Here is a 22,135-nt window from a genome sequence, read left to right as displayed (position 1 = left end):
AACGAGAGACTTGTGTATGAATAGTAAGTTCATTAAGTTATTTATATTAATTTTAATACCATTGGTAATATGGTTTATACCACCGCCAGAAGGTTTAAATGAATCTTCCTGGAGATTATTCGGTTTTTATCTGGCTGCTATTTTTGGCTTAATATTAAAACCGTATTCTGAAGCAATAATTTTATTTGGTATTGTCGGATTTGCTGGGTTCTTTTTAGATAATACTAAGCAAATTTTAGTCGGATATTCAACGACTACCGTTTGGCTTGTTTTCGCTGCATTTGGTTTTAGTGTGGCGTTTGTGAAAACTGGTCTAGGCAAACGTATTGCTTATCATATGATTCGTTCGTTTGGTAGTACAACATTAAGACTGGACTATGTTAGCGCGTTTTTGGAGTTATTAATTTCTCCGGTAACACCTTCAAATACGGCTCGTAGTGGTGGTGTTATTTACCCAATTATTTTATCAGTGACAAAAACTCTGGGATCAGAGCCGGGAGAAACAGCGAATAAAGCAGGCTCATATTTAATGCCGAACATTTACTTTGTAATGAAAGTTAGTAGTTTTATGTTTGTTACAGCAATGGCACCAAACCTTTTAACTGCGGACTTTATTGCCAAGATTTTAGATGTTCATCTGGATTGGGGTCTGTGGGCTGGGGCAATGCTGATTCCTGGTTTAGCGCTGATACTGATTGTTCCTGCTATAGGTTATTACTACATAAAACCTACGATCAAGCATGTAGACAACAAAAAGATTGCGGCTGAAGGTCTTAAAGCTCAAGGTCCTATGACTAGAAACGAGAAGGTGTTAGTCGGTATATTTGCATTCGCGTTGTTAGGCTGGGCATTACCTTCTATTCTCGCTCAAACGATGGGTATTGTTATTAAGTTTGATGCAACGGCTGTAGCGATTATTGCTATGATCATGTGTGTTCTACTGGGTGTTATTCAATGGGACGACGTGTTGCAGAACAAGGGCGCGTGGAACACGTTACTTTGGTTCGGTGGTATCATTGGTCTAGCAAGCGCATTGAATAAAGCTAAAGTATTTGACTGGCTAGCTGCACTTATTCAAAACCATGTGGACTTTGGCAATAACCCGTATGTAGTATTAGCGGTACTTGGATTCCTTAGCATTATTGTTCGTTACTTCTTCGCTTCAGCAAGCTCGTACACAATTGCTATGCTTCCAGTTTTCTTAACCGTAGGTAAAGTAGCTGGGGCTGATCCAATGGCGCTTGCACTTGTGATGATTGCAACGAGTTCGTATGGTGGTTCTTTAACACACTACGGCGGTGGTTCGGCTCCAATCATCTTTGGTTCTGGTTACAACACGGTTAAACAGTGGTGGACATTAGGTGCAATCGTTGCCGCTGTATGTTTCATCGTTACGATGACAATCGGATACTTCTGGTGGGATGCCATTGGTATTCTTGGTCAATAACTGAATATCTCACAAAGGACATGTCATCATTTTTAATATTCGGCATGTCTTTTTTATTTATGAAATATTTTTAATTTAATAATTCATTGTAATTTTTAATACATGCTAACTTGAGAAAATTATATGTCTAACATTCGTATTATTTCATCTATGGCTACACGTCATCTTTTAACAGATTTAATTCATCAGTTTAAGGGACAAAATTCATGTGAAATATCTTTAGAATCTGTCGGTGGTGTTGTCGCAGCACAGCGTATTGAACAAGGTGAGAAATTTGATGTCGTTATTTTAGCATCCAACGCTATAGATTCTCTTATTAAGAAAGGAGCAGTAGTAACTGGGACGCGTACAGACATCGTTAGTTCAGGTATGGCTATAGCAGTGTCTAGTCAACATATCGGCATTGATGTTTCGGGTGCGGATCTTGTAAAGCAGGCTGTTTTGAATGCAAAAACTATTGGTTATTCTACAGGACCAAGTGGAACCTACTTATTAAAGCTATTTGAAGAATGGGGAATCGCTTCACAATTAGAATATCGGCTAATCAAGGCGGCACCAGGTATTCCTGTTGGCGACATGATTGCAAGTGGACAAGTTGAAATTGGTTTTCAGCAGCTTAGCGAATTGATCACTTGTGATGGTATTAACATTCTGGGGGCTTTACCGGAAGAGATTCAACTCAATACGCTATTTTCAGTTGGTATTCCAAGCACAGCCAAATTGACTACAGATTTAATGGAATTCATTGCCTATTTAAATAGTGCTGAGTCCTATTTACTTAAATCCAAACATGGCATGACTCCTGTACCCCAAGCAGGGTGAGATCGTGAACGTTTTTTAGCCAAAATCACGTTAAATTTGACGATCACATTTAGCTGTGATCATATACTCCCTTTTAACCGTTATTCCGCAGCTAATTTGAGATTTAAAATAGTGTGATCCCGTGATCACTAATGATAAAAAATGTAAGCACGCTCTTGACCCCGATCCTCAGTTTTGATCTATTACTGTTATTTAAGGGTCGCTCACTATGCCTACTTCACAACCTGTCATTAAACGCTTAGATCACCTTGGATTAGTTGCTGCTTTTTGTTATGAAGTTGGCTTACCTCGTATTATTGACCGGATTATTCCTAAAACGTCTGACCACAATGTCTCTCACGGTGATGCCGTACTCGCTATGATCCTGAACGGATTAGGCTTTCACAGTCGAACACTGCATATGTTTTCCGACTTTTTTGAGACAAAACCGATTGCACGATTGCTCGCGAAAGACATTGAAGCCCACCATTTAACGGATGACGTCCTTGGCCGGACATTAGACGCTTTGTTTGAGGCTGATGTTTCACTTTTATATCAAGCTATTGCTGAACATGTTGTGGAACAACTGGGACTGACTAGCGACTCTGTCCATCTTGATATCACCAGTTTTCATGTCGATGGTAAGTATGAGACTTCCACTGATGAAGAGACCAAGACTATCAAACTCGTTAAAGGCTATAGTCGAGATCATCGCCCGGAGCTAAACCAAGTTGTACTTGAACTCATTTGTGAAAACCAAGCTGGACTGTCTGTTTATATGCAGGCTCTTAGCGGCAATACTAACGATGCAAAAGCGTTTGCAGAGGTAACAAAACGTCATATTCATTGCCTGAAGGCCGCACAAAATAGTCGCTATTTTATTGCTGATGCCGCTCTTTATACCGAAGAAAGCATCCAATCTCTTGATGAACAAAAACAGAAGTTTATTACTCGTGTCCCCATGACCATCGCATCGGCTAAACAGGCTTTACTAGTATTAGAGCCAGAGCAATTGCTTCCGATTGAAAATGGTTACTCAGGTCATTGGGTTGAAGCCAATTACGGCGACGTAAAACAACGATGGTTGCTGGTGAAGAGTGAACAGGCCACAAAACGAGAAAGCGTCACTTTTTATAAAAATATAGACAGAACCTTAACTGCAGAACTCAACCTACTGAATAAATTAACAAAAAAAGAATTCGCTTGTGAGGCGGATGCTCAGAGCGCCATGTGTGAATTCGCAAGTCAGTGCCAATTCTTGGGTTTTGAGTCTTCAACGGTTGTAAAAATCCCGACTTTTTCCGGTCGGGGAAGACCTAAAAAAACCGCAGAACCAACAGGCTATCACTACCAAATCGAAGCTGAGCCGTATACCGATTTAGAGAAAGTAAAAATGACGAAGCTCAAAGTAGGCATGTTCATTTTAGCGACGAATGATACCGACAGTACCGACCTTAATATGGGCGAATTACTGACACACTACAAATCCCAGCAGAAGGTAGAGCGAGGCTTTCGCTTCCTCAAAAGTCCTGAGTTTTTAACGTCTTCAATTTATTTGAAGAAACCAGAGCGTATTGAATCGCTCCTCATGATAATGACATTAAGCTTATTGGTTTATGCCGGACTTGAGCACAAAATCCGCGAGCAACTTGCGAATAAGCCAGAATTTTTCCCAAGCATGGTTAAGAATAAGACCACGACTAAACCTACAGCCCGTTGGGTGTTCTTGAAATTTGAGGGCATAGATACACTTGAATTTGGTGGACAACGGTTTACCACAGGTATGCGAGACCACCAAACTCAGTTACTCAAATTACTTGGGAAATTGTATGAAGCAGTTTATTCCTAAATTAGCTGCGGAATGTCGGATCAACCACTAAGATAACTTTTGACATAACAAACTCTTAAATCAATCTTTAAATAATAAGGACGACATACTCAAACTACTTAAAATTTCATACCACAAACAAGTAGGAAAAGTATAAGCAACTAAATCAAGCCTAAATTTTATAAACATACAACACAGATATATTTGCACTAAGATAACACATCATTAAATATGCCAGTCATGGGAGATATCCATTTTTAATATCAGATAATTCCCACTTACACCCAAACGGCTTGGAGTTGCAGATAGGTAGACCCATCACATCAACACCATCTATATATAAAAATGAGTGTCCAACACGCTTGTATATAATCATCAGCACTCAATTAAGAAATAACCTACAAGGTTAGAAGAATTTTCATAGCAAATTTTTTATAGAAATATAATATATTTATATGTAATTTATAAAAATAATTATGGTTAGTGTCATGCAACAAGACGAACGTCGTCAAGATAAACGTTATTATTATGTTAATAATATACCAGCAATTTGCTTATTCAATCGTTGGTATATGCCAGCTATAAGAATTAAAATTATTGACGTATCCGAACATGGCATGAAATTTTTCACTCGTTCACAGTTAAGTATGTCTGGAGCAACCATTTATTTCAACTTTCTTGATAATAAGATAAAAGGAGAAATCATCTGGCAAAAAAAGACTGAGAATGGTTACTTATGCGGATTTGAAGTAAGATCTGGACACTCTATTTCCAATGATGATATATCGCTAATCAGCGTAATGGACGATTACCTTAGTGAGTTGTTAACGAAACCTAATCGCTAACTAAACCTAATCGTTAACATAGGCGGCATTTCGTTAACATAGAGAGTATTGCTCAAATAAGAGCTTCAATACCATGAAGCAAAGCTAGCTCAAGACGCATTGGTATGATGGGTGGCGATTAAAAATCGCTTAACATTTTTAATGGATTGAATATTTATAAATCTTTTATATCAACAAACTCTGATAAAGTATCATTTTTATTTTTTCTATTCCTCTCAATATCGTCAGTCAAATCTGTTAATCCTTCAAAAAAATGTATTGTTAATTTTTTATTGTAAGGAAATAATTCAATACTTATAACCCTATGTTTGGATTTGCAGATCCTGACTCTTAATAAACCTTCCCATGGAAATTTAAGCACTTTATTTCTTACTCGATAAACCACGCCATTTTTGTCTACCACAAGCACGGTATCTGTTAGAAAGTAAATACGGACTATCGTTATAAATGATGCTATTAAAAACAAAATGGCATTAGAATTTTTTATATTAAATATTAAGTGTTCATTTATATCAATATTAATAATGAGTGATATTAGATAAACTAACAACGACCAAAGTAAAGTAACAATAAATGGCTCTAATCCTTTCTTTAAAAGGTATTTTTTCGAGACATGATACACCATATCTTGCCCTTATCATTAACAATTTAATCAAAAAATAAGCAAAGTGAGCACATTATCAATGTGCTCACTTCGTTAAAGGGAATTATCTTCTGCTTCTCACTATTTGATAGCGACGCGTCAGATATTCAACCGGAACGCTCCAGATATGCACCAAACGACAGAACGGGAAAAGTAAGAAGATCGTCATGCCGAGTACCATATGCAATCGAAAGATAAAGCTCACGCCTTCCAGATTACTTGATGCTCCCGCATGGAAAGTCACGACATCTTGTGCCCAACCAACCAGTTTCATCATCTCGCTGCCATCCATATGCTGCGCTGAAAACGGAATAGTCAAAACACCGAGTGATGCCTGAATAACCAGTAAGGTTAAGATCATAATATCGGCAAATGAGGATGTAGCACGAACTCGCACATTGGTTAAACGACGTTTAAGTAACATTGCGCCACCCGCGATGGTCATCAAACCACACGCCCCGCCAGCTATCATAGCGATGGCTTGCTTGGCTGGCAGAGAAAGAAATGACTCATACACCCAGTGTGGGGTTAACATACCGAAAAAATGGCCTAAAAAGATGCCGATAATACCGATGTGAAATAACCCAGAAGCTAGACGCATGTTGGTATTATCCAGTAGCTGACTGGAACCTGCTCGCCATGTGTATTGACCATAATCGTATCGAACCCAACTGCCGATTAGAAATACTGCACCGGCAATATATGGGTAGATGTCAAAGAAAAAACCACTTAGAAAATTCATGGTTAAGCTCCATTTAATGCATTGATGTCTAGGTACTGTGGAACAACAGCATCAGCAAAGCGTCGCTGATGTTGTACTTGCTGTGCCGAAGCACATCCCTCTTCACCTAAGAATTTAATCTGCTCTTCTTCCCACACCGCATCGAGAGCCTGCGGTGTATAATCTTTTGCTTCTTTAGCAACAGTGTCGGCTAATACTTGCTGAGCAATGGTTTCACCAGATAATTCAACCAAAGTTTGTAGCAACACTTTATAGTGGCTCTCTCTCTGAGTGAGTCGCTCTTGCAGCAAAGCTAAAATTGGCGCGATATCTTTTAAGCCTTCAACGGCCTCACTATTTTCTAAACGTGATAGATACTCCAAATACGTTGGCAAATAATCGGGTAACTGTTTAGAAACAAGCTCCATTCCTGCACTGGCATACTGATTAATCAGATCAATCATCGCCTGCCCTCGATCGCGAGATTCACCATGCACGTGTTCAAACAACAACAAGGAGAGCGAACGACCGCGGTCAAACAGATCACAATAATCGGCCTGTTTGTCCATTAAAGACCCTTTGGTGATGAGTTTGATAAACTCATTAAGTGCCAATTTTTGTTGGTTAGTGAGCTCATGACACAAGTCAATCGCATTGTGCAATTCAGTCGCGCTTTGCCAGACATCCTCTTCAGGATAGTCAAGCAAAAGTGCCAATAACTGTAACGATTTCATGGTCATGAGTCGTCTCCTAATGTCTTAGCCGTAATATCAATGGCATTGATTCGCTGGCTATTGAACAGATTAAACTTGCTGTCATCACCACCATGGCAACCATTACCAAAGCTGAATCCACAACTTTTCGCTTCTGGGAACGCTTCTTTAGCTAATTCACGATGACTGCTTGGCACAACAAAACGATCTTCATAGTTAGCGATGGCAAGGTAACGATACATCTCCTGTGCTTGATGAGCAGTCAAACCAACCTGTTCAAGTGCACTGGTATCAAGTTTGCCATCAACAGTTTCGGCGCGTTTAAAATGACGCATCGCTAGCATACGATTTAGCGCATTTAACACCGGAGCCGTTTGTCCAGCAGTTAACATATTGGCTAAGTATTGAAGCGGAATACGTAAGCTCTTCACATCAGGCAATACACCTTCACTGCCAATAAACCCTGCGTCTGCAGCAGACTGAATTGGTGACAAAGGTGGGACATACCAAACCATGGGTAAAGTACGATATTCCGGGTGCAGAGGTAGCGCGAGTTTCCAGTCTATCGCCATCTTATACACTGGAGAGTTTTGCGCAGCCTGAAGTACGTTTTCTGTAATACCCTGCTTTAACGCCTCTTCAATCACTTTTGGATCGTTTGGATCTAAGAAGATATCAAGCTGATTCTGATACAAATCGGCTGTATTGGTTGCGGATGCCGCCTCTTCAATGCGATCAGCATCGTACAGAATGACGCCAAGATAACGAATACGACCGACGCAAGTTTCAGAACATACGGTTGGTTGTCCCGCTTCAATACGCGGATAACAGAAAATACATTTTTCTGACTTACCACTCTTCCAGTTGAAATAGATTTTCTTATACGGACAACCCGTTAAGCACATACGCCAGCCACGACATTTGTCTTGGTCAATCAGAACGATGCCGTCTTCTTCACGCTTATAGATAGCGCCACTCGGGCAGGTAGCCGCACACGCTGGGTTTAAACAGTGCTCACACAGGCGCGGTAAGTACATCATGAACGTATTTTCAAACTGTCCATACATCTCTTTTTGCATGGCGTTGAAGTTCTGATCGGCCGAACGCTTTGAGAATTCCCCACCGAGGATCTCTTCCCAGTTCGGGCCTTTCTCAATCTTGTCCATACGTTCGCCAGTGATCAACGAACGAGGACGAGCGATTGGTTGATGCTTACCTTGTGGCGCGTTATGCAGATGTTCATAATCAAAAGTGAACGGTTCGTAATAGTCATCAATCGTTGGCATATCAGGGTTGTTGAACAGTTTTGCTAATACGCCGACTTTGTTGCCCATTTTAGGCTCAAGTTTGCCTTTGATATTACGGATCCAACCGCCTTTCCATTTTTCCTGATTTTCCCAATCGGTTGGATAACCAGTACCTGGTTTACTCTCTACGTTGTTAAACCACGCATACTCCATGCCTTCACGGCTGGTCCAGACGTTTTTACAGGTAACAGAACAGGTATGACAGCCGATACACTTATCTAAGTTAAGTACCATGCCGACTTGTGAACGAATTCTCATGCTTATTTCTCCCCTGCCTGACCACTGTACATGTTAGGTGCTTGTGTATAATCGTTGTTTTCGTTGTCTAACCATTTCACTTCTTTCATACGACGAACAACAACAAACTCGTCGCGGTTAGATCCCACAGTGCCGTAGTAGTTAAAACCATAAGCCTGATGAACATAGCCACCAATCATGTGCGTAGGTTTAGGACAGACGCGAGTCACCGAGTTATGGATACCGCCACGTTGTCCGGTAATCTCAGCTCCGGGTATGTTGACTAAACGCTCTTGTGCGTGATACATCATCACCATACCTTCTGGTACACGTTGACTGACGACAGCACGAGCGGTTAACGAGCCATTGGTATTAAACGCTTCAATCCAGTCGTTATCTTCAATGCCCAGATCTTTAGCATCAATTTCGCTCATCCATACAATTGGACCACCACGTGACAATGTCAGCATCAGTAGGTTTTCACTGTAAGTTGAGTGGATACCCCATTTTTGGTGTGGCGTGATCCAGTTCAGTGCTTTCTCTTTATTGCCATTACCTTTTTTACCCATAATGTCGTGCACTGTACGGGTATTGATTGGCGGGCGGTAAGCAATCAAACTTTCACCAAAATCGCGCATCCATTGATGGTCTTGATACAATTGTTGACGACCAGTCACTGTACGCCATGGGATCATCTCATGTACGTTGGTATAACCTGCGTTATAAGAAACATGTTCATCTTCCAGACCCGACCAAGTTGGGCTAGAGATAATCTTACGAGGTTGCGCCTGAATATCACGGAAGCGAATTTTCTCTTCTTCTTTATTGATAGCCAGATGACGGTGCTCACGACCAGTGAATTCACTCAATGCATCCCATGCTTTTACGGCTACATGACCATTGGTTTCTGGTGCTAAAGTTAAGATGACTTCAGCCGCATCAATCGCTGATTCAATCTTAGCTAAGCCCTCAGCGGCACCTTCATGGTGAACGTAGTTGAGTTTTTTCAACAATTCGACTTCACTGTCAGTATTCCAGTTAATACCTTTACCACCATTACCCTGGCTGTTTAACAGTGGGCCTAACGCGGTAAATCGAGCGTAGGTATTCGGATAATCACGTTCTACCGTCATAATGTGTGGTGCAGTTTTACCTGGGATCAGGTCGCATTCACCCAGCTTCCAGTCTTTGACATCAAATGCCTGAGCAATTTCTGCTGGTGAATCATGCTGAATGGGTAATGTAACCACATCAGTCTCTTTACCTAAGTGTCCCTGACATACGCGAGAGAAGGCTTTGGCAATACCTTTATAGATTTCCCAGTCAGATTTTGCTTCCCATGCTGGATCGACTGCGGCTGATAGTGGGTGAATAAACGGATGCATATCCGATGTATTCATGTCATCTTTTTCGTACCAGGTCGCCGTTGGCAATACGATATCTGAGAACAGACAGGTGCTGGACATGCGGAAATCTAATGTAACAACAAGATCCAGTTTGCCTTGTGTCGCCGTATCTTTCCATTCAACCTCATTCGGTTTTGTGACACTGTAATCACCCAGATCTTTACCCTGAATGCCGTGTTCGGTACCCAGTAAGTATTTCAGTAGATACTCATGACCTTTACCCGATGAACCCAGCAGGTTAGAACGCCAGATAAACATATTACGTGGATAATGATCTTCTGGTTGCTCAGATGCGAAACGAATTTCACCCTCTTTTAGTGCTTTAACGGTGTAATCGGTTGCAGAAAGCCCTGCCTCACTCGCCTGTTTCGCGATGTGTAACGGGTTAACGTTAAGTTGTGGCGATGATGGCAGCCAGCCAAGACGCTCAGCTTTAACGTTCATATCGATCAGATGCTGGCTATAACGGGTTTTATCCGCCAACGGGGATAGCAACTCCTGAGTATTGAGTTTTTCGTAGCGCCATTGACTTGAATGGTTGTAGAAGAATGACGTACCGTTCATATGACGTGGCGGTTTCTGCCAGTCAAGACCGAACGCCAGTGGCTGCCAACCAGTTTGCGGACGTAGTTTCTCTTGGCCCACATAGTGTGCCCAACCGCCACCACTTTGACCCACACAGCCACAGAACACCAGCATGTTAATCAGACCACGGTAGTTCATATCCATGTGGTACCAGTGGTTAAGACCAGCACCAACGATGATCATAGAACGGCCGCGTGTTTTCTCGGCGTTATCCGCAAATTCACGAGCAATACGGGTAATTTCATCGGCAGAAACACCGGTGATTTTCTCAGCCCAAGCCGGTGAATAAGCCTTAATTTCCGAATATTCTTGTGCACAACTTGCATCGTTTAGACCACGTTCAACACCGTAGTTGGCTAACGTTAGATCGTAAACTGTCGTGACATAAACCTGAGAACCATCGGCTAATTTAATGCTTTTCGCTGGCAATTTACGATTGATAGAATCAGCCAAAGGAACACTATTAAAGTGCTCATGCTCTAAACCACCAAAATATGGGAAAGCTACATCAACCACATCATCTTGATCGGCGATGCCTAAACGCAAACTCACATCACCTTGCGTTTCACCAGCAAGTTGGTCTAAATTCCACTTGCCTTTTTCTCCCCAGCGATAACCCGCAGACCCATTTGGCGCAACCAGTTCACCAGTGAGATCATCAATAGCAATGGTTTTCCAGTCTGGGTTGTTCTCTTCACCTAGGTTGTTAACCAAATCAGAAGCACGTAGGAATCGTCCTGCGGTAAAACTGCCATCTTCACGACGGTCAAGTTTCACTAGCATTGGCATATCCGAATACTGACGCAAATAGTTTTGGAAGTATTCAGACTGACGATTCACATGGAATTCACGCAGAATGACATGACCCATCGCCAATGCAACTGCGGTGTCTGTGCCTTGTTTTGGATTTAACCAATGGTCACACAGTTTCGCCACTTCTGCGTAGTCGGGAGTGATAGCAACGGTCTTGGTCCCTTTATAACGAACTTCAGTAAAGAAGTGCGCATCCGGCGTACGGGTTTGTGGGATGTTAGAGCCCCAAGCAATAATATACGATGAGTTATACCAGTCCGCAGATTCTGGTACATCGGTCTGTTCACCCCACGTCATCGGAGATGCTGGCGGTAAGTCACAGTACCAGTCATAGAAACTTAAACATGAACCGCCGATAAGTGACAGGTAACGTGCGCCAGCAGCATAAGAAACCATTGACATCGCAGGAATTGGAGAAAATCCAACCACTCGGTCAGGACCATGTTGTTTGACGGTGTGCACGTTAGAAGCAGCAATAATCTCGTTCACTTCCTGCCATGAACTGCGGACAAAACCACCACGCCCACGGGCAGTTTTATACTGTTTGGCGGAAGTTGGATTAGTGACGATAGATTGCCAAGCGTCAACAGGATCAGAATAGCGTTGTTTCGCTTCACGCCATAATTTAAGAAGTGGTTTGCGCACCATTGGATATTTCAAACGGTTAGCACTGTATAAATACCAAGAGTAACTCGCACCACGTGGACAACCACGCGGCTCATGATTGGGCAAATCCGGACGTGTTCTCGGGTAGTCCGTTTGCTGAGTTTCCCAAGTCACTAAACCGTTCTTAACATATATTTTCCAACTGCATGAACCCGTACAGTTTACGCCGTGAGTCGAGCGAACCACTTTGTCATGTTGCCAACGTGTTCTGTATCCATCTTCCCAATCACGGTTCGTATTTAGCGTTTGTCCGTGTTCACCAGAAAAAGAATCTCCGACTTGTTTAAAGTATCGAAATCGATCCAAAAACTTGCTCATTCAGTGTTTCTCCTATATTTAGGAACTAATTATTATTTATTTTTAATTATTAATTAAAAGCTAATATCAACGATTAAATAAATATTCGAATTGGATATGTATTTTATTTTTTTGTTGCATAACCATTTTCTATATTTCGTCCATAAACGAACCATGTAATAATGGAACAAACAACATAGAAAAATAGAAATATTATTAAGGCACTTGACGCTGTTCCTGTAATGGAAAGCGATAAACCAAAACCTTGAGGAATAAAGAAACCGCCAAATGCGCCAATAGCCGATATAAATCCTAATGCTGCGGCTGTGTCCGTACCGGATTTACGTGCAATAACTTCTTCATCCAAACCAGCCGCTCTTCCTTGTAACGTAACAATACGTCGGAACAACACGGCTATCATTTGAAAGGTTGAGCCGCTGCCAATACCTGCACAGGCAAATAAACCCATAAAGATAATAAGAAAAAGAGCAAAATTGCCTGATGAATTTTCCGATGGCATGACAAAGAAGATAAGAATGGTTAATAACGCCATCAGAACGAAATTAAAAAACGTAACTTTTATACCGCCAAATTTATCTGACCAAGCGCCACCGACAGGTCGCATAAGTGCTCCAATAAGTGGACCAACAAACGCAAATTTTAAAACGTCAACTTCAGGAAACTGAGTTTGGGACAACATAGCAAAACCAGCAGAGAAGCCAATAAACGAACCAAACGCTGAGAGATATAATAAACTCATCAGCCATAGATGCCCCTGCTTAAGCACTTTTACCTGTTCTTTGAATGAGGCTTTGGCACTTTCTATATCGTTCATTCCAAACCAGGAGATAACACTAAGCAGCAGAATGGGCGGGACCCAGATCCATGCTGCGTTTTGTAATTGTAAACCTTGAGGTTGCGCACTAAACCATTGAATGGAAATAGCGATAGGAACCACCAATTGCATTACGCTTACGCCTAGGTTTCCAAGGCCGCCGTTTAAGCCCAGCGCACTGCCCTGCTTTGCTTTGGGATAAAAGAAGCTGATATTAGCCATGCTCGACGCAAAGTTCGCACCACCTAAACCGCATAGCAGAGCAATCATGACAAAAGTGGAATATGAAGTGTGAGGATTACTGATTGCTACTCCAAGCCAAACCATTGGTATGACAAGCATAAGTGTACTGAATGCGGTCCAACGTCTACCGCCAAACATTGAGATGGTAAAAGAATAAGGAATGCGGCCGAGTGCACCGGAGACCGAAGGTAATGCTGTTAGTAAAAAAAGCTGCTCAGTGGTAAATGAAAAACCGACTTTGGGCAGGTTAACTGCGACGGCACTAAAGATCATCCAAACACAAAACGACAATAGAAGACAGGGAATCGAAATCCATAAGTTTCGTTTTGCAATGTATTGCCCCTGAGATAACCAAAATTCATTATCTTCAGGGAACCACTGTTTAATTGAACGAGTACTTATTCGATCAGACGACGCCATGTCCTTTGTATCTATATTTATTGACATGATTAACACCATTGTTATTGGAAAAACCAGTACATTTAGTGATAACCACGCATTAAAATGGTTGATTTAGATCAAGAACATATGCCGAATACAATCGTCTTGGTTGGTACCATTATTCGTTATAGTTATACCACAAGTTTATAACTCACTGATATTACTGAACATATACTATTTAGTTTGAAGAGTTACCAAAACAAACTATTAGGTATTAACCCACAAGTAGTATGTCGCATAGCTTGAAAAAGCGATATGTTATTGGAAATACAACAGCCTAGTTATCTTAGATAAAATAATGAATTTTTTAAATATATCGATAACCAAAAAAATTTCATTCTTTATATTAATACTTTGTAGCATGTCGATCTCTGGGATGCTGATTTCACTCATCACTGTGGATAATATCCAAGGTCGAACCCACATTGTTAATAAAATTGGCTCAATAAGAATGCTAATTTATAAATCTATTGTTCCCACAGAAAATCATACTACGTCAGAAAACATAAACATTATTAAATCAATACTAAATAATCCTGAAATCAATGACTATATGATAGGAAGTGGTTTAAGTGTTGAGCATAATGAATTGATAGATTTCTTTAAAACAAAGATAGAAAATCAAGATATTGATTCAATAAAATCAAATTTGGATAGGTTTGTAAATAAAACAAATATTCTAATTGATAAAGTCGAACGCAGCACAGAGAAAAATATTAAATCATTAGAAGATGTTCAAAAATTCTTTACTATCCTAGTCATCATCTTTGGATTATATGCAATTAGCAATTTATACTCACGACTATTTAAACCTTGGATGTCACTACTGGATATATCGAGATCGATTAAATCTGGAGACTTTAGTAAAAGATTTATCGTGCAGAAGCACAAAGATGAAATGGATGAATTAGGTGACTCGATTAATCTAATGTCTGATAGTTTAAAAGAAATGTATATGAATTTGGAGCAGATCGTTTACCAAAAGACTGAAGATCTTAATCAAAAAAACAAATATTTGGATTTTCTTTACCGAGCATGTAAAAAATTTAACAATGAACAATACAGTTGCGATATGTTAGCACCATTAACGCAAGAATTAATCGAATTAACTAACATATACAAGGTAAAAATTTCGATTAAGGATTATCAAGAAAGTGATAGTAATCAAATATTTGATTTCGGATCACTAAATAGACCCATTTTTTGTAAAAACTCTCATTGTAATCTTTGCTTTGACGAAGATAAGCCGATGATTGAAAATGTAGTTTCAACCAATATAAGGCTAAAGGATTCTAGCAATGATTATGGTGAAATTATCATATCAACAGATAGCACATTACCTTTAAATACAGAAAATGAACAGTTAATAATTACATTTTCCGAACTGCTAACACAATCACTTTCCGTTTTCTATAAAGTTCAACAAGATCAACAGTTATTAATTTTAAAAGAACGAAATACAATCGCTAGAGAACTGCACGATTCAATTGCTCAATCTCTCTCTTGTCTAAAAATAAAATTAAGTATTTTGCAAATGGATTTATCTAATCTAAGCAATGAGCAGGTCGAAATTCTTAATGAAATGCGGGAAGAAACAAATGTGGCGTATAGCCAACTTCGAGAACTACTAACCACTTTTAGATTAAAATTAGATGGACTAGGTTTTTTACCCGCACTAGAAAACACGGTAACTGAATATAACAAAAAATTGGGCACAAAAATAAATTTCAGTTATGAGATTCCTGCTAATACGATATCCATTCACCATTCAATACATTTAATACAAATCATTCGTGAACTGTTAAACAATATTTATAAACACGCACAAGCGTCCCACGTAACTCTAAATTTATCAATGGAAGATAACAATATATCTCTGGCTGTTCTCGACAATGGCCGTGGATTTTCTACGTCACAAGAAAGCTCCCGTTATGGGCTAAAGATTATTGGTGATAGAGCACAGTCTTTGTCAGGTAAATGGGATATTATCTCTTCTCCTGGTAAAGGGACTCAATTTTATCTTATTTTCCCTATATATTCACGAGCATAATATGATTAAAGAGCATACATTTACCAACGCCGATGCCGCCACAATACTATTAATCGATGATCATCCTATGTTGAGAAATGGTATTAAACAATTAATTAACACTAGAAAGCACTTAACCGTTGTCGCAGAAGCAAGTAACGGTCAGCAAGGAATTGAGTATGCAATTAACTACCAACCAGACTTGATCTTATTAGATATTAATATGCCAGAGTTAGGCGGGTTGAAAACATTAAAATTGCTACGAGAAAAAAATATTGCAAGTAAAATTATCATTTTTACCGTTTCAAATTATGAAGAAGATGTCTCTAAAGCAATTAAATTAGGTGCAGATGGATATCTTCTAAAAGATATGGAACCCGAAGAACTACTCGCTTCTATAGAAAATGCTTGTTTAGGCAAAACGGTTATTAGTCCTGAATTAACATCTATTTTAGTTGGTAACCTAAGAGAAAAGAAGCAGGAAAAATTAACCAATGTAACTATTGATATTCTTAGTGATCGGGAACGGGAGATACTGGAAAATATTGCTATTGGTTTATCAAACAAAATGATTGCTAATAAACTTTTTATCTCAGAAAGCACAGTGAAAGTTCATGTGAAAAATATCTTGAAAAAATTACAATTACGCTCCCGAGTCGAAGCGGCTGTTTGGGTACATCAAGAAAAAATCAGATTTGAATGACCAGATATTTCTGCCTAAAAATTTAGGTTAAGCAGAAATTTTTTAACCTCAGGCTAATGTTTGAATAGAATGTTATTCTCTAGAGCAATATATTTAAGGATATCACTTTCAAATTGTTCTAATAATAAAAAACACCCAACCAATGTTTTGGTGTTTTTTATTATCATTAACCGAACAAATTCGCCAACATAAGATAAAGATTACTCAGCAAGTTCTAGCGCCGTTTTGATATAGATCTCGCGTAATTTCATTGCGATATTTCCCGGTTTACCGCTACCAATGGGCTTATCGTCTATTGCCACGACTGGCCAGATGAAAGTGGTCGCTGAACTGATAAACGCCTCTTTAGCCTCATAAGCTTCTTCTATCGTGAATAGACGCTCTTCAATGGTTAAGTTCAGCTCTTGAGCTAATGTCATCAATGATGCGCGCGTAATACCGTGCAAAATATCGTTGCTCAATGGACGCGTCACTAAAGCATTTTCCTGAGTCACAATATAAGCGTTGCTCGAACCACCTTCGGTGACAAAGCCATCTTCGATTAACCAAACATCCTCTGCACCTGCTGCGTGAGCAACATGCTTTGCCATACATGCTGGCAACAAACTGGTTGTTTTGATATCACGTCGACGCCAACGAATATCATCAAACGAGATCACTTTAATACCAGTTTGCGTCTTCGAGCTATTAATCAGACTTCGAGACTGAGTAAACAGAACCAACGTAGGCTCAATGTCGTCACTATAGGAAAAGTCACGGTCACCTTCATCACCGCGAGTCAGTTGTAGATAAATCCCGCCTTCAAGCAAACCGTTTCTTTTGATGAGCTCTCGTTGAATGTCCATCAACTGTTCACCCGTGACTGGCATTTTTATACCCAGTTCTTTTGATGAGCGTTCTAAGCGAGCAAGATGCCCTTGATGGTCGATAAGTTTGCCCTCCAGAACAGCGGTGACTTCATAAACAGCGTCCGCAAAAAGAAAGCCGCGATCGAACACCGATACTTTTGCTTCACTTTCAGCAACAAATTGACCATTTAAATATATGATACGTTCCATTACTTCTCCTTACCCCCACAGCTTTTGTTGAAAGGGCAGCATAGAATTGTTGTCAAATTCAAATCCATTTTCGATGTCTTCACTCAGTAATAACGGCCCATCGAGGTCAACAACCTCAGCGCCTTGTGCCACGACAAAAGCAGGTGCCATGCTCAATGAAGACGAAACCATACAACCCACCATGATTCGCAAACCTAGTGATTGTGCTTTTGCTTTAAGCTTGAGAGCTTCCGTCAAGCCACCGGTTTTATCGAGTTTAATGTTGACCATATCATACAGTCCAGACACTTTCTCGAGGCTATGTCGGTCATGGCACGACTCATCGGCACAAATCGGAATTGGGCGTTCCAAAGATGCCAATACAGAATCCCGATCGGCGTGAAAAGGCTGTTCTATCATTGCTACATCAAGTTTTATAAGCTCAGGAATAAGCTGCTTATACGCTTCGATTGTCCATGCTTCATTCGCATCGAGAATGATCTTCGCATTCGGCGCACCGCGACGTACTGCTTGTACACGAGCCAAATCTTCTGCGCCACCGAGCTTGAGTTTCAACAAAGGGCGCTTAGCATTTTCAAGCGCCGCTTTCTTCATGTTTTCAGGAGTATCGAGCGATAATGTATATGCTGTCGTCAGTGATTCAGCATGTAAACCGATTTGCGACCACACCGATTGCCCACTTTGCTTACATTCAAGATCCCACATGGCGCAATCAATCGCGTTTCTTGCAGCTCCGGCAGGGAGCAGCGGTTGAAGTTGCTCACGAGTGACACCTCGTTCTATCTCTGGAATGACATCCGCAATTTGCTGCAATACACTGGCGATCGATTCTTCATAACGGGCGTAAGGAACACACTCCCCTCGCCCCGTCAAACCTTGATGCTCAATCTCAACAATGATGGTTTCAGCTTGAGTTTTACTGCCCCGTGAGATAGTGAAACTGCCACGGATAGGCCAACGTTGTGTGTAGAGTTTTACTTTCATTACTGTTCCAAAAGTTTATCAACAATGCGCGCCACACCCTGACGAAATGGGTCAACAACTGGCAAACCTATGTCTGACTCAACTTTATCCATATATGTCATGGCATCACTTTCGCTTAAAGCAGAGGTATTGATAGACACACCAACGAATTTAACTTCAGGATTAGTTAAGCGAGCCGTAGCGATATTGGCTTCCATACACTCTTTTAAACCCGGTAACGGGTAATCCGGTAAACCACGCATGTGAACGCGAGTGGGTTCATGACAAAGAACTAAGGCATCAGCTTGAGAACCATGGATGAGACCGGTAGTAACCCCCGCATATGACGCATGAAATAGTGAGCCTTGTCCTTCAATAACATCCCAATGCTGTTGGTCGTTTGCTGGTGTGATAGTTTCAATCGCCCCGGCGATGAAATCAGCGACAACACAATCCGCACTGACACCGGCACCAGTGATCAAAATACCAGTTTGCCCTGTCGCACGAAAATCGGCATCAACACCACGTTCTTTCATCTCTTTTTCAATGGCTAGCGAAGTGTACATTTTGCCAACAGAGCAGTCTGTTCCTACAGTCAACACACGTTTGCCAGCGCGTTTTTTACCATTCGCGACAGGGTAAGTTTGCGTTGGATAGCGCACATCGTAAAGCGAACAGCCATTCTTAGCCGCACATTCTACAAGCTCAGGAATATCGGTGAGTTTATTGTGCAGACCTGCGGCGATATCCATACCTGCTTCAAGCGCTTCGATAAGTACCGAGATCCACTCTTGAGAGATAATGCCACCGCGGTTAGCAACCCCGATAACTAAAGTTTTAGCACCTGCCTCTTTAGCCTGCGCGATATTAAGGTCGTCGAGCCCTACATCAGCGTTACACGCTTTCAGTCTCAATTGCCCTACACAGTATTCAGGACGCCACGTTTTAACACCTTGAGCTACTTTTGCTGCTAGAGAATCGGCAGCATCACCCAAAAACAGTAGATACGGTTGTTTAAGTTCCATCTTTCATTACTCCATTTCGGTCATCTAGACCAGACACTAATATCGAATCCTTTTACAACCTACAGCTTATTATCCTTATCAACAATAGAGAGAATCATTGCCAATTATTCACACAACCATATCAAAACTGATACTTGCACAAGTATTATGCAAAAAATCATTTAAAAGTGAATTGATATTCAAATAAGTGAATTTATATAAAATATCGGAACAGAATAAAATTTAAGAAGTTACTGAAAGCCGCAAAGCTAAAAATTGAAAGATTGTTTTATTGTCCCCCAAATTAGCTGTTATATCTAAAATAAGAACACACACAGATAATAGCTATTAATGCCAACTATTTTATTTTTTTTAGTATTTTCTATTTTGTGATCGTTAGCACTAAAAAACATTTTTGTATACAATTTAGGCGATTAGAGAGAGACAGAGATCATGTGTTCTTGCACAGTTACGGTGCAATCTGCTCCATAACAGTCTGTTTATAAACAAACATGACTTTTAATGATGCCTAAACAGTGCGAATTTAACGATCTTGTTTAATGTCGATAAGTAATAGAAAACCATTCATGACAAAAAAATTATTTAATTTAATAATCTAAAAAATAAACAAAATTTAGATTATTAATCTAAATGAAAACAAGTTTTGAAGCTAAGTCAGGAAGAAAAATTAGGCAGTGGTTTTATCCATTAAGAAAACTCCAAATTAGAGGTTCTGACTGCAAAATAATCTGGCTTTGGTATGGTCTGTATATTGCTGAATAAATGTATAAAATCTTTTCCTGCGAGCCAGCGCTCGTTGTTGGAGAAAAAGAATTTACTCAGTATGATATACCCAAACTACTTGGAGTTGCAGGTAGGCGGCAAGTGAGTGAATCCCCATGAGCATAGATAAACTATGTGATTGGGGTGAACGAACGTAGCCCCCATATTTAAAAACATAAAGCGCTGCAGCTTCAAGTAGGAAGGGTATAGCGACTCTTTTGTGAGCCCCATTTCTGAGCTGCAATGGAAACAAGGTATAAATAGGACGGATTCAATGATCACAGCTGAAGCTCTTATCAATCTAAAAGCGCTTAGTGATAACTATGATTTGCTGAAAAAGAAATGTGGAAACAAGCCTGTTGTCGCGGTTATCAAGGGTGACGCTTACGGTCACAATGCAGTAAAAACTGCGCAAGCTTTGGCTCAGGCAGATGCATTTGCGGTTTCTCGTATTGAAGAAGCGCTAGAACTAAGAAACGCAGGTATTAAACAATCGATTTTGCTTCTTGAAGGTTGCTTTTGTAAAAGCGATCTAGAAATCGCTGCACGTGAAGGCTTTCAAACAGCGATTCACTGCCAAGAACAGTTAGAAGACCTGAAGAATGCCACCTTGGTTAATCCTGTCATGGTGTGGGTTAAACTGGATACAGGTATGCATCGTTTGGGCGTTCAACCTTGTGAACTCAATGATTATGTGGAACAAATAGAAGCCACCGGAAAGCTTTCAGGTCCTGTTGGTTTCATGAGTCACTTTAGCTGCGCCGATGATCTTTCATCCACTTCAACTCAAAAGCAAATCGATCTGTTTTTGTCGCAAACTTCTCGTTTCCCAGGTCCAAAAAACTTAGCCAATTCAGCCGGCATTTTGTACTGGTCTGACTCTCATTTGGATTACATGCGTGCAGGTATTGCCCTGTATGGTATTAGCCCTTGCGAAAACAAAAGCGGTAAAGACCTTGGTTTACATTGTGGCATGACCTTAAAGTCAAAACTCATCGCGGTTCGTAAACACCAAGCAAATCAATCTGTCGGTTACGGTGAAACGTGGACTTCTCAACGTGATACTTACATCGGTGTTGTCGCTATGGGTTATGGTGATGGCTATCCGCGCACAGTGCCAGCAGGTACACCCGTCTATATTAATGGACGCACTGTGCCGATATCAGGTCGCGTATCAATGGACATGATCACGGTTGACTTAGGTCCAGATTCACAAGACAAAGTGGGTGACAGTGTTGAATTTTGGGGTGAAAACCTACCTATCGAGAAGGTTTCTCAACACATCGGAACCATACCTTATGAGTTGGTAATAAAACTCGCTAAACGAGTGCATAAAACCTACATCGGGGAATGACGAGTATTAGCCAAGAGCGTGGTGGAAACTACGCTCTTTTGCTATGTATACCTGCAAGAAAAATTTCTGATCAGTGAATGGGCGTCGATAAGCAAACCCTCCGAGCCACGGATGGCTCGGCGGAGCTTCAGGGACGAATGAATGCGCGTTTGCGTTCGACGCCCATTCGCTGCTCTACCGATGCTCGGTCTGAGCATATGCTTATCTAAAATGGTAGAGCAAATATAAAAAAACCTGAGCAGTGCCCAGGTCTTGGTTACAAAAACCGTTAGTCATTTACAGTGAGGAATTGAGCTAACAGCCAGCTATGCGTAACGCCAGAAGGTATGTACCATTCTTAACTGATCAGCGGCCAAACCAAATTGTTAAGTAGATACAAAATGGGCGACCTTGCAGTCGCCCTTATCGTTGTT

At 40.6% G+C, this 22,135-nt stretch carries 16 protein-coding genes; 7 read left to right on the top strand and 9 right to left on the bottom strand.

The window, feature by feature from the left end; genetic code table 11:
• Positions 1-16 precede the first annotated feature (16 nt).
• The 4 genes from ACK5MF_RS14410 to ACK5MF_RS14395 all read left to right on the top strand — a co-directional run bounded on the left by ACK5MF_RS14410 (position 17) and on the right by ACK5MF_RS14395 (position 4,921).
• The gene (locus tag ACK5MF_RS14410; protein WP_416923293.1) at positions 17-1,447 is read left to right on the top strand and encodes a DASS family sodium-coupled anion symporter; all 1,431 of its coding nucleotides are present in this window, start codon (positions 17-19) and stop codon (positions 1,445-1,447) included.
• 123 nt (positions 1,448-1,570) lie between these two features.
• Positions 1,571-2,269 carry a substrate-binding domain-containing protein gene (locus ACK5MF_RS14405; protein WP_416923292.1) on the top strand — a complete coding sequence of 233 codons (699 nt, stop codon included), beginning with the start codon at positions 1,571-1,573 and terminating at the stop codon, positions 2,267-2,269.
• 208 nt (positions 2,270-2,477) lie between these two features.
• A complete protein-coding gene (locus ACK5MF_RS14400; protein WP_416923291.1) occupies positions 2,478-4,097 on the top strand; it encodes an IS1634 family transposase in 1,620 nt (539 codons plus the stop codon).
• Between the two features lie 467 nt (positions 4,098-4,564).
• On the top strand, positions 4,565-4,921 hold the full coding sequence (locus ACK5MF_RS14395; RefSeq protein ID WP_416923290.1) for a PilZ domain-containing protein: 357 nt from the start codon (positions 4,565-4,567) through the stop codon (positions 4,919-4,921).
• Between the two features lie 154 nt (positions 4,922-5,075).
• On the opposite strand, the gene ACK5MF_RS14390 is transcribed toward ACK5MF_RS14395, so the two are convergent.
• The 6 genes from ACK5MF_RS14390 to ACK5MF_RS14365 form a co-directional block, all read right to left on the bottom strand.
• On the bottom strand, positions 5,076-5,546 hold the full coding sequence (locus ACK5MF_RS14390) for a hypothetical protein (RefSeq protein WP_416923289.1): 471 nt from the start codon (positions 5,544-5,546) through the stop codon (positions 5,076-5,078).
• A gap of 82 nt (positions 5,547-5,628) precedes the next feature.
• Entirely contained in the window at positions 5,629-6,306 is a 678-nt protein-coding gene (gene narI / locus ACK5MF_RS14385) for a respiratory nitrate reductase subunit gamma (protein WP_416923288.1), read from the bottom strand.
• 2 nt (positions 6,307-6,308) lie between these two features.
• On the bottom strand, positions 6,309-7,025 hold the full coding sequence (gene narJ, locus ACK5MF_RS14380) for a nitrate reductase molybdenum cofactor assembly chaperone (RefSeq protein WP_416923287.1): 717 nt from the start codon (positions 7,023-7,025) through the stop codon (positions 6,309-6,311).
• Complete coding sequence (gene narH / locus ACK5MF_RS14375) at positions 7,022-8,563, bottom strand: nitrate reductase subunit beta (protein WP_416923286.1); 1,542 nt, start codon at positions 8,561-8,563, stop codon at positions 7,022-7,024. Before narH ends, narJ begins: the two co-directional genes overlap by 4 nt.
• A gap of 2 nt (positions 8,564-8,565) precedes the next feature.
• On the bottom strand, positions 8,566-12,330 hold the full coding sequence (locus tag ACK5MF_RS14370; protein WP_416923285.1) for a nitrate reductase subunit alpha: 3,765 nt from the start codon (positions 12,328-12,330) through the stop codon (positions 8,566-8,568).
• Between the two features lie 103 nt (positions 12,331-12,433).
• A complete protein-coding gene (locus ACK5MF_RS14365) occupies positions 12,434-13,834 on the bottom strand; it encodes a NarK family nitrate/nitrite MFS transporter (protein WP_416923323.1) in 1,401 nt (466 codons plus the stop codon).
• 292 nt (positions 13,835-14,126) lie between these two features.
• Between ACK5MF_RS14365 and ACK5MF_RS14360 the strand changes: the two genes are divergently transcribed.
• Positions 14,127-15,878 carry a histidine kinase gene (locus tag ACK5MF_RS14360; RefSeq protein WP_416923284.1) on the top strand — a complete coding sequence of 584 codons (1,752 nt, stop codon included), beginning with the start codon at positions 14,127-14,129 and terminating at the stop codon, positions 15,876-15,878.
• 1 nt (position 15,879) lies between these two features.
• Complete coding sequence (gene narL, locus ACK5MF_RS14355) at positions 15,880-16,560, top strand: two-component system response regulator NarL (protein WP_416923283.1); 681 nt, start codon at positions 15,880-15,882, stop codon at positions 16,558-16,560.
• A 200-nt stretch (positions 16,561-16,760) separates the two neighbouring features.
• Here narL and ACK5MF_RS14350 read toward each other — a convergent pair whose 3' ends face one another.
• Genes ACK5MF_RS14350 through dgcN form a run of 3 tightly spaced genes read right to left on the bottom strand, consistent with a single transcriptional unit; the run spans position 16,761 to position 19,606 of the window.
• A complete protein-coding gene (locus tag ACK5MF_RS14350; protein ID WP_416923282.1) occupies positions 16,761-17,618 on the bottom strand; it encodes a D-amino-acid transaminase in 858 nt (285 codons plus the stop codon).
• Positions 17,619-17,627: 9 nt separating this feature from the next.
• Positions 17,628-18,602 carry an N-acetyl-D-Glu racemase DgcA gene (gene dgcA / locus ACK5MF_RS14345; protein WP_416923281.1) on the bottom strand — a complete coding sequence of 325 codons (975 nt, stop codon included), beginning with the start codon at positions 18,600-18,602 and terminating at the stop codon, positions 17,628-17,630.
• Positions 18,602-19,606, bottom strand: coding sequence for an N-acetyltransferase DgcN (dgcN, locus tag ACK5MF_RS14340; RefSeq protein WP_416923280.1), 1,005 nt, complete (start codon positions 19,604-19,606; stop codon positions 18,602-18,604). The genes dgcA and dgcN overlap by 1 nt, the downstream gene beginning before the upstream one ends.
• A 1,036-nt stretch (positions 19,607-20,642) precedes the next feature.
• On the opposite strand from dgcN, the gene alr reads away from it, so the two are divergent.
• Positions 20,643-21,722 (top strand): alanine racemase, encoded by a 1,080-nt coding sequence (alr, locus tag ACK5MF_RS14335; protein ID WP_416923279.1) that lies wholly within the window; start codon positions 20,643-20,645, stop codon positions 21,720-21,722.
• Positions 21,723-22,135: the final 413 nt, after the last annotated feature.

The sequence above is a fragment of the Vibrio sp. genome (assembly GCF_047973365.1).
Classification (GTDB): Bacteria; Pseudomonadota; Gammaproteobacteria; order Enterobacterales; family Vibrionaceae; genus Vibrio.
This window is presented reverse-complemented; position numbering and strand designations above follow the sequence as displayed.

Excerpts from the sequence above, each read along its gene's own strand:
- dgcA (WP_416923281.1), bottom strand. The coding sequence starts at position 18,602 with ATGAAAGTAAAACTCTACACACAACGTTGGCCTATCCGTGGCAGTTTC.
- ACK5MF_RS14360 (WP_416923284.1), top strand. The coding sequence starts at position 14,127 with ATGAATTTTTTAAATATATCGATAACCAAAAAAATTTCATTCTTTATA.
- ACK5MF_RS14400 (WP_416923291.1), top strand. The coding sequence starts at position 2,478 with ATGCCTACTTCACAACCTGTCATTAAACGCTTAGATCACCTTGGATTA.
- ACK5MF_RS14370 (WP_416923285.1), bottom strand. The coding sequence starts at position 12,330 with ATGAGCAAGTTTTTGGATCGATTTCGATACTTTAAACAAGTCGGAGAT.
- alr (WP_416923279.1), top strand. The coding sequence starts at position 20,643 with ATGATCACAGCTGAAGCTCTTATCAATCTAAAAGCGCTTAGTGATAAC.
- narH (WP_416923286.1), bottom strand. The coding sequence starts at position 8,563 with ATGAGAATTCGTTCACAAGTCGGCATGGTACTTAACTTAGATAAGTGT.
- ACK5MF_RS14410 (WP_416923293.1), top strand. The coding sequence starts at position 17 with ATGAATAGTAAGTTCATTAAGTTATTTATATTAATTTTAATACCATTG.
- ACK5MF_RS14390 (WP_416923289.1), bottom strand. The coding sequence starts at position 5,546 with ATGGTGTATCATGTCTCGAAAAAATACCTTTTAAAGAAAGGATTAGAG.
- narI (WP_416923288.1), bottom strand. The coding sequence starts at position 6,306 with ATGAATTTTCTAAGTGGTTTTTTCTTTGACATCTACCCATATATTGCC.
- ACK5MF_RS14365 (WP_416923323.1), bottom strand. The coding sequence starts at position 13,834 with ATGTCAATAAATATAGATACAAAGGACATGGCGTCGTCTGATCGAATA.
- ACK5MF_RS14395 (WP_416923290.1), top strand. The coding sequence starts at position 4,565 with ATGCAACAAGACGAACGTCGTCAAGATAAACGTTATTATTATGTTAAT.
- narJ (WP_416923287.1), bottom strand. The coding sequence starts at position 7,025 with ATGACCATGAAATCGTTACAGTTATTGGCACTTTTGCTTGACTATCCT.
- narL (WP_416923283.1), top strand. The coding sequence starts at position 15,880 with ATGATTAAAGAGCATACATTTACCAACGCCGATGCCGCCACAATACTA.
- ACK5MF_RS14350 (WP_416923282.1), bottom strand. The coding sequence starts at position 17,618 with ATGGAACGTATCATATATTTAAATGGTCAATTTGTTGCTGAAAGTGAA.
- ACK5MF_RS14405 (WP_416923292.1), top strand. The coding sequence starts at position 1,571 with ATGTCTAACATTCGTATTATTTCATCTATGGCTACACGTCATCTTTTA.
- dgcN (WP_416923280.1), bottom strand. The coding sequence starts at position 19,606 with ATGGAACTTAAACAACCGTATCTACTGTTTTTGGGTGATGCTGCCGAT.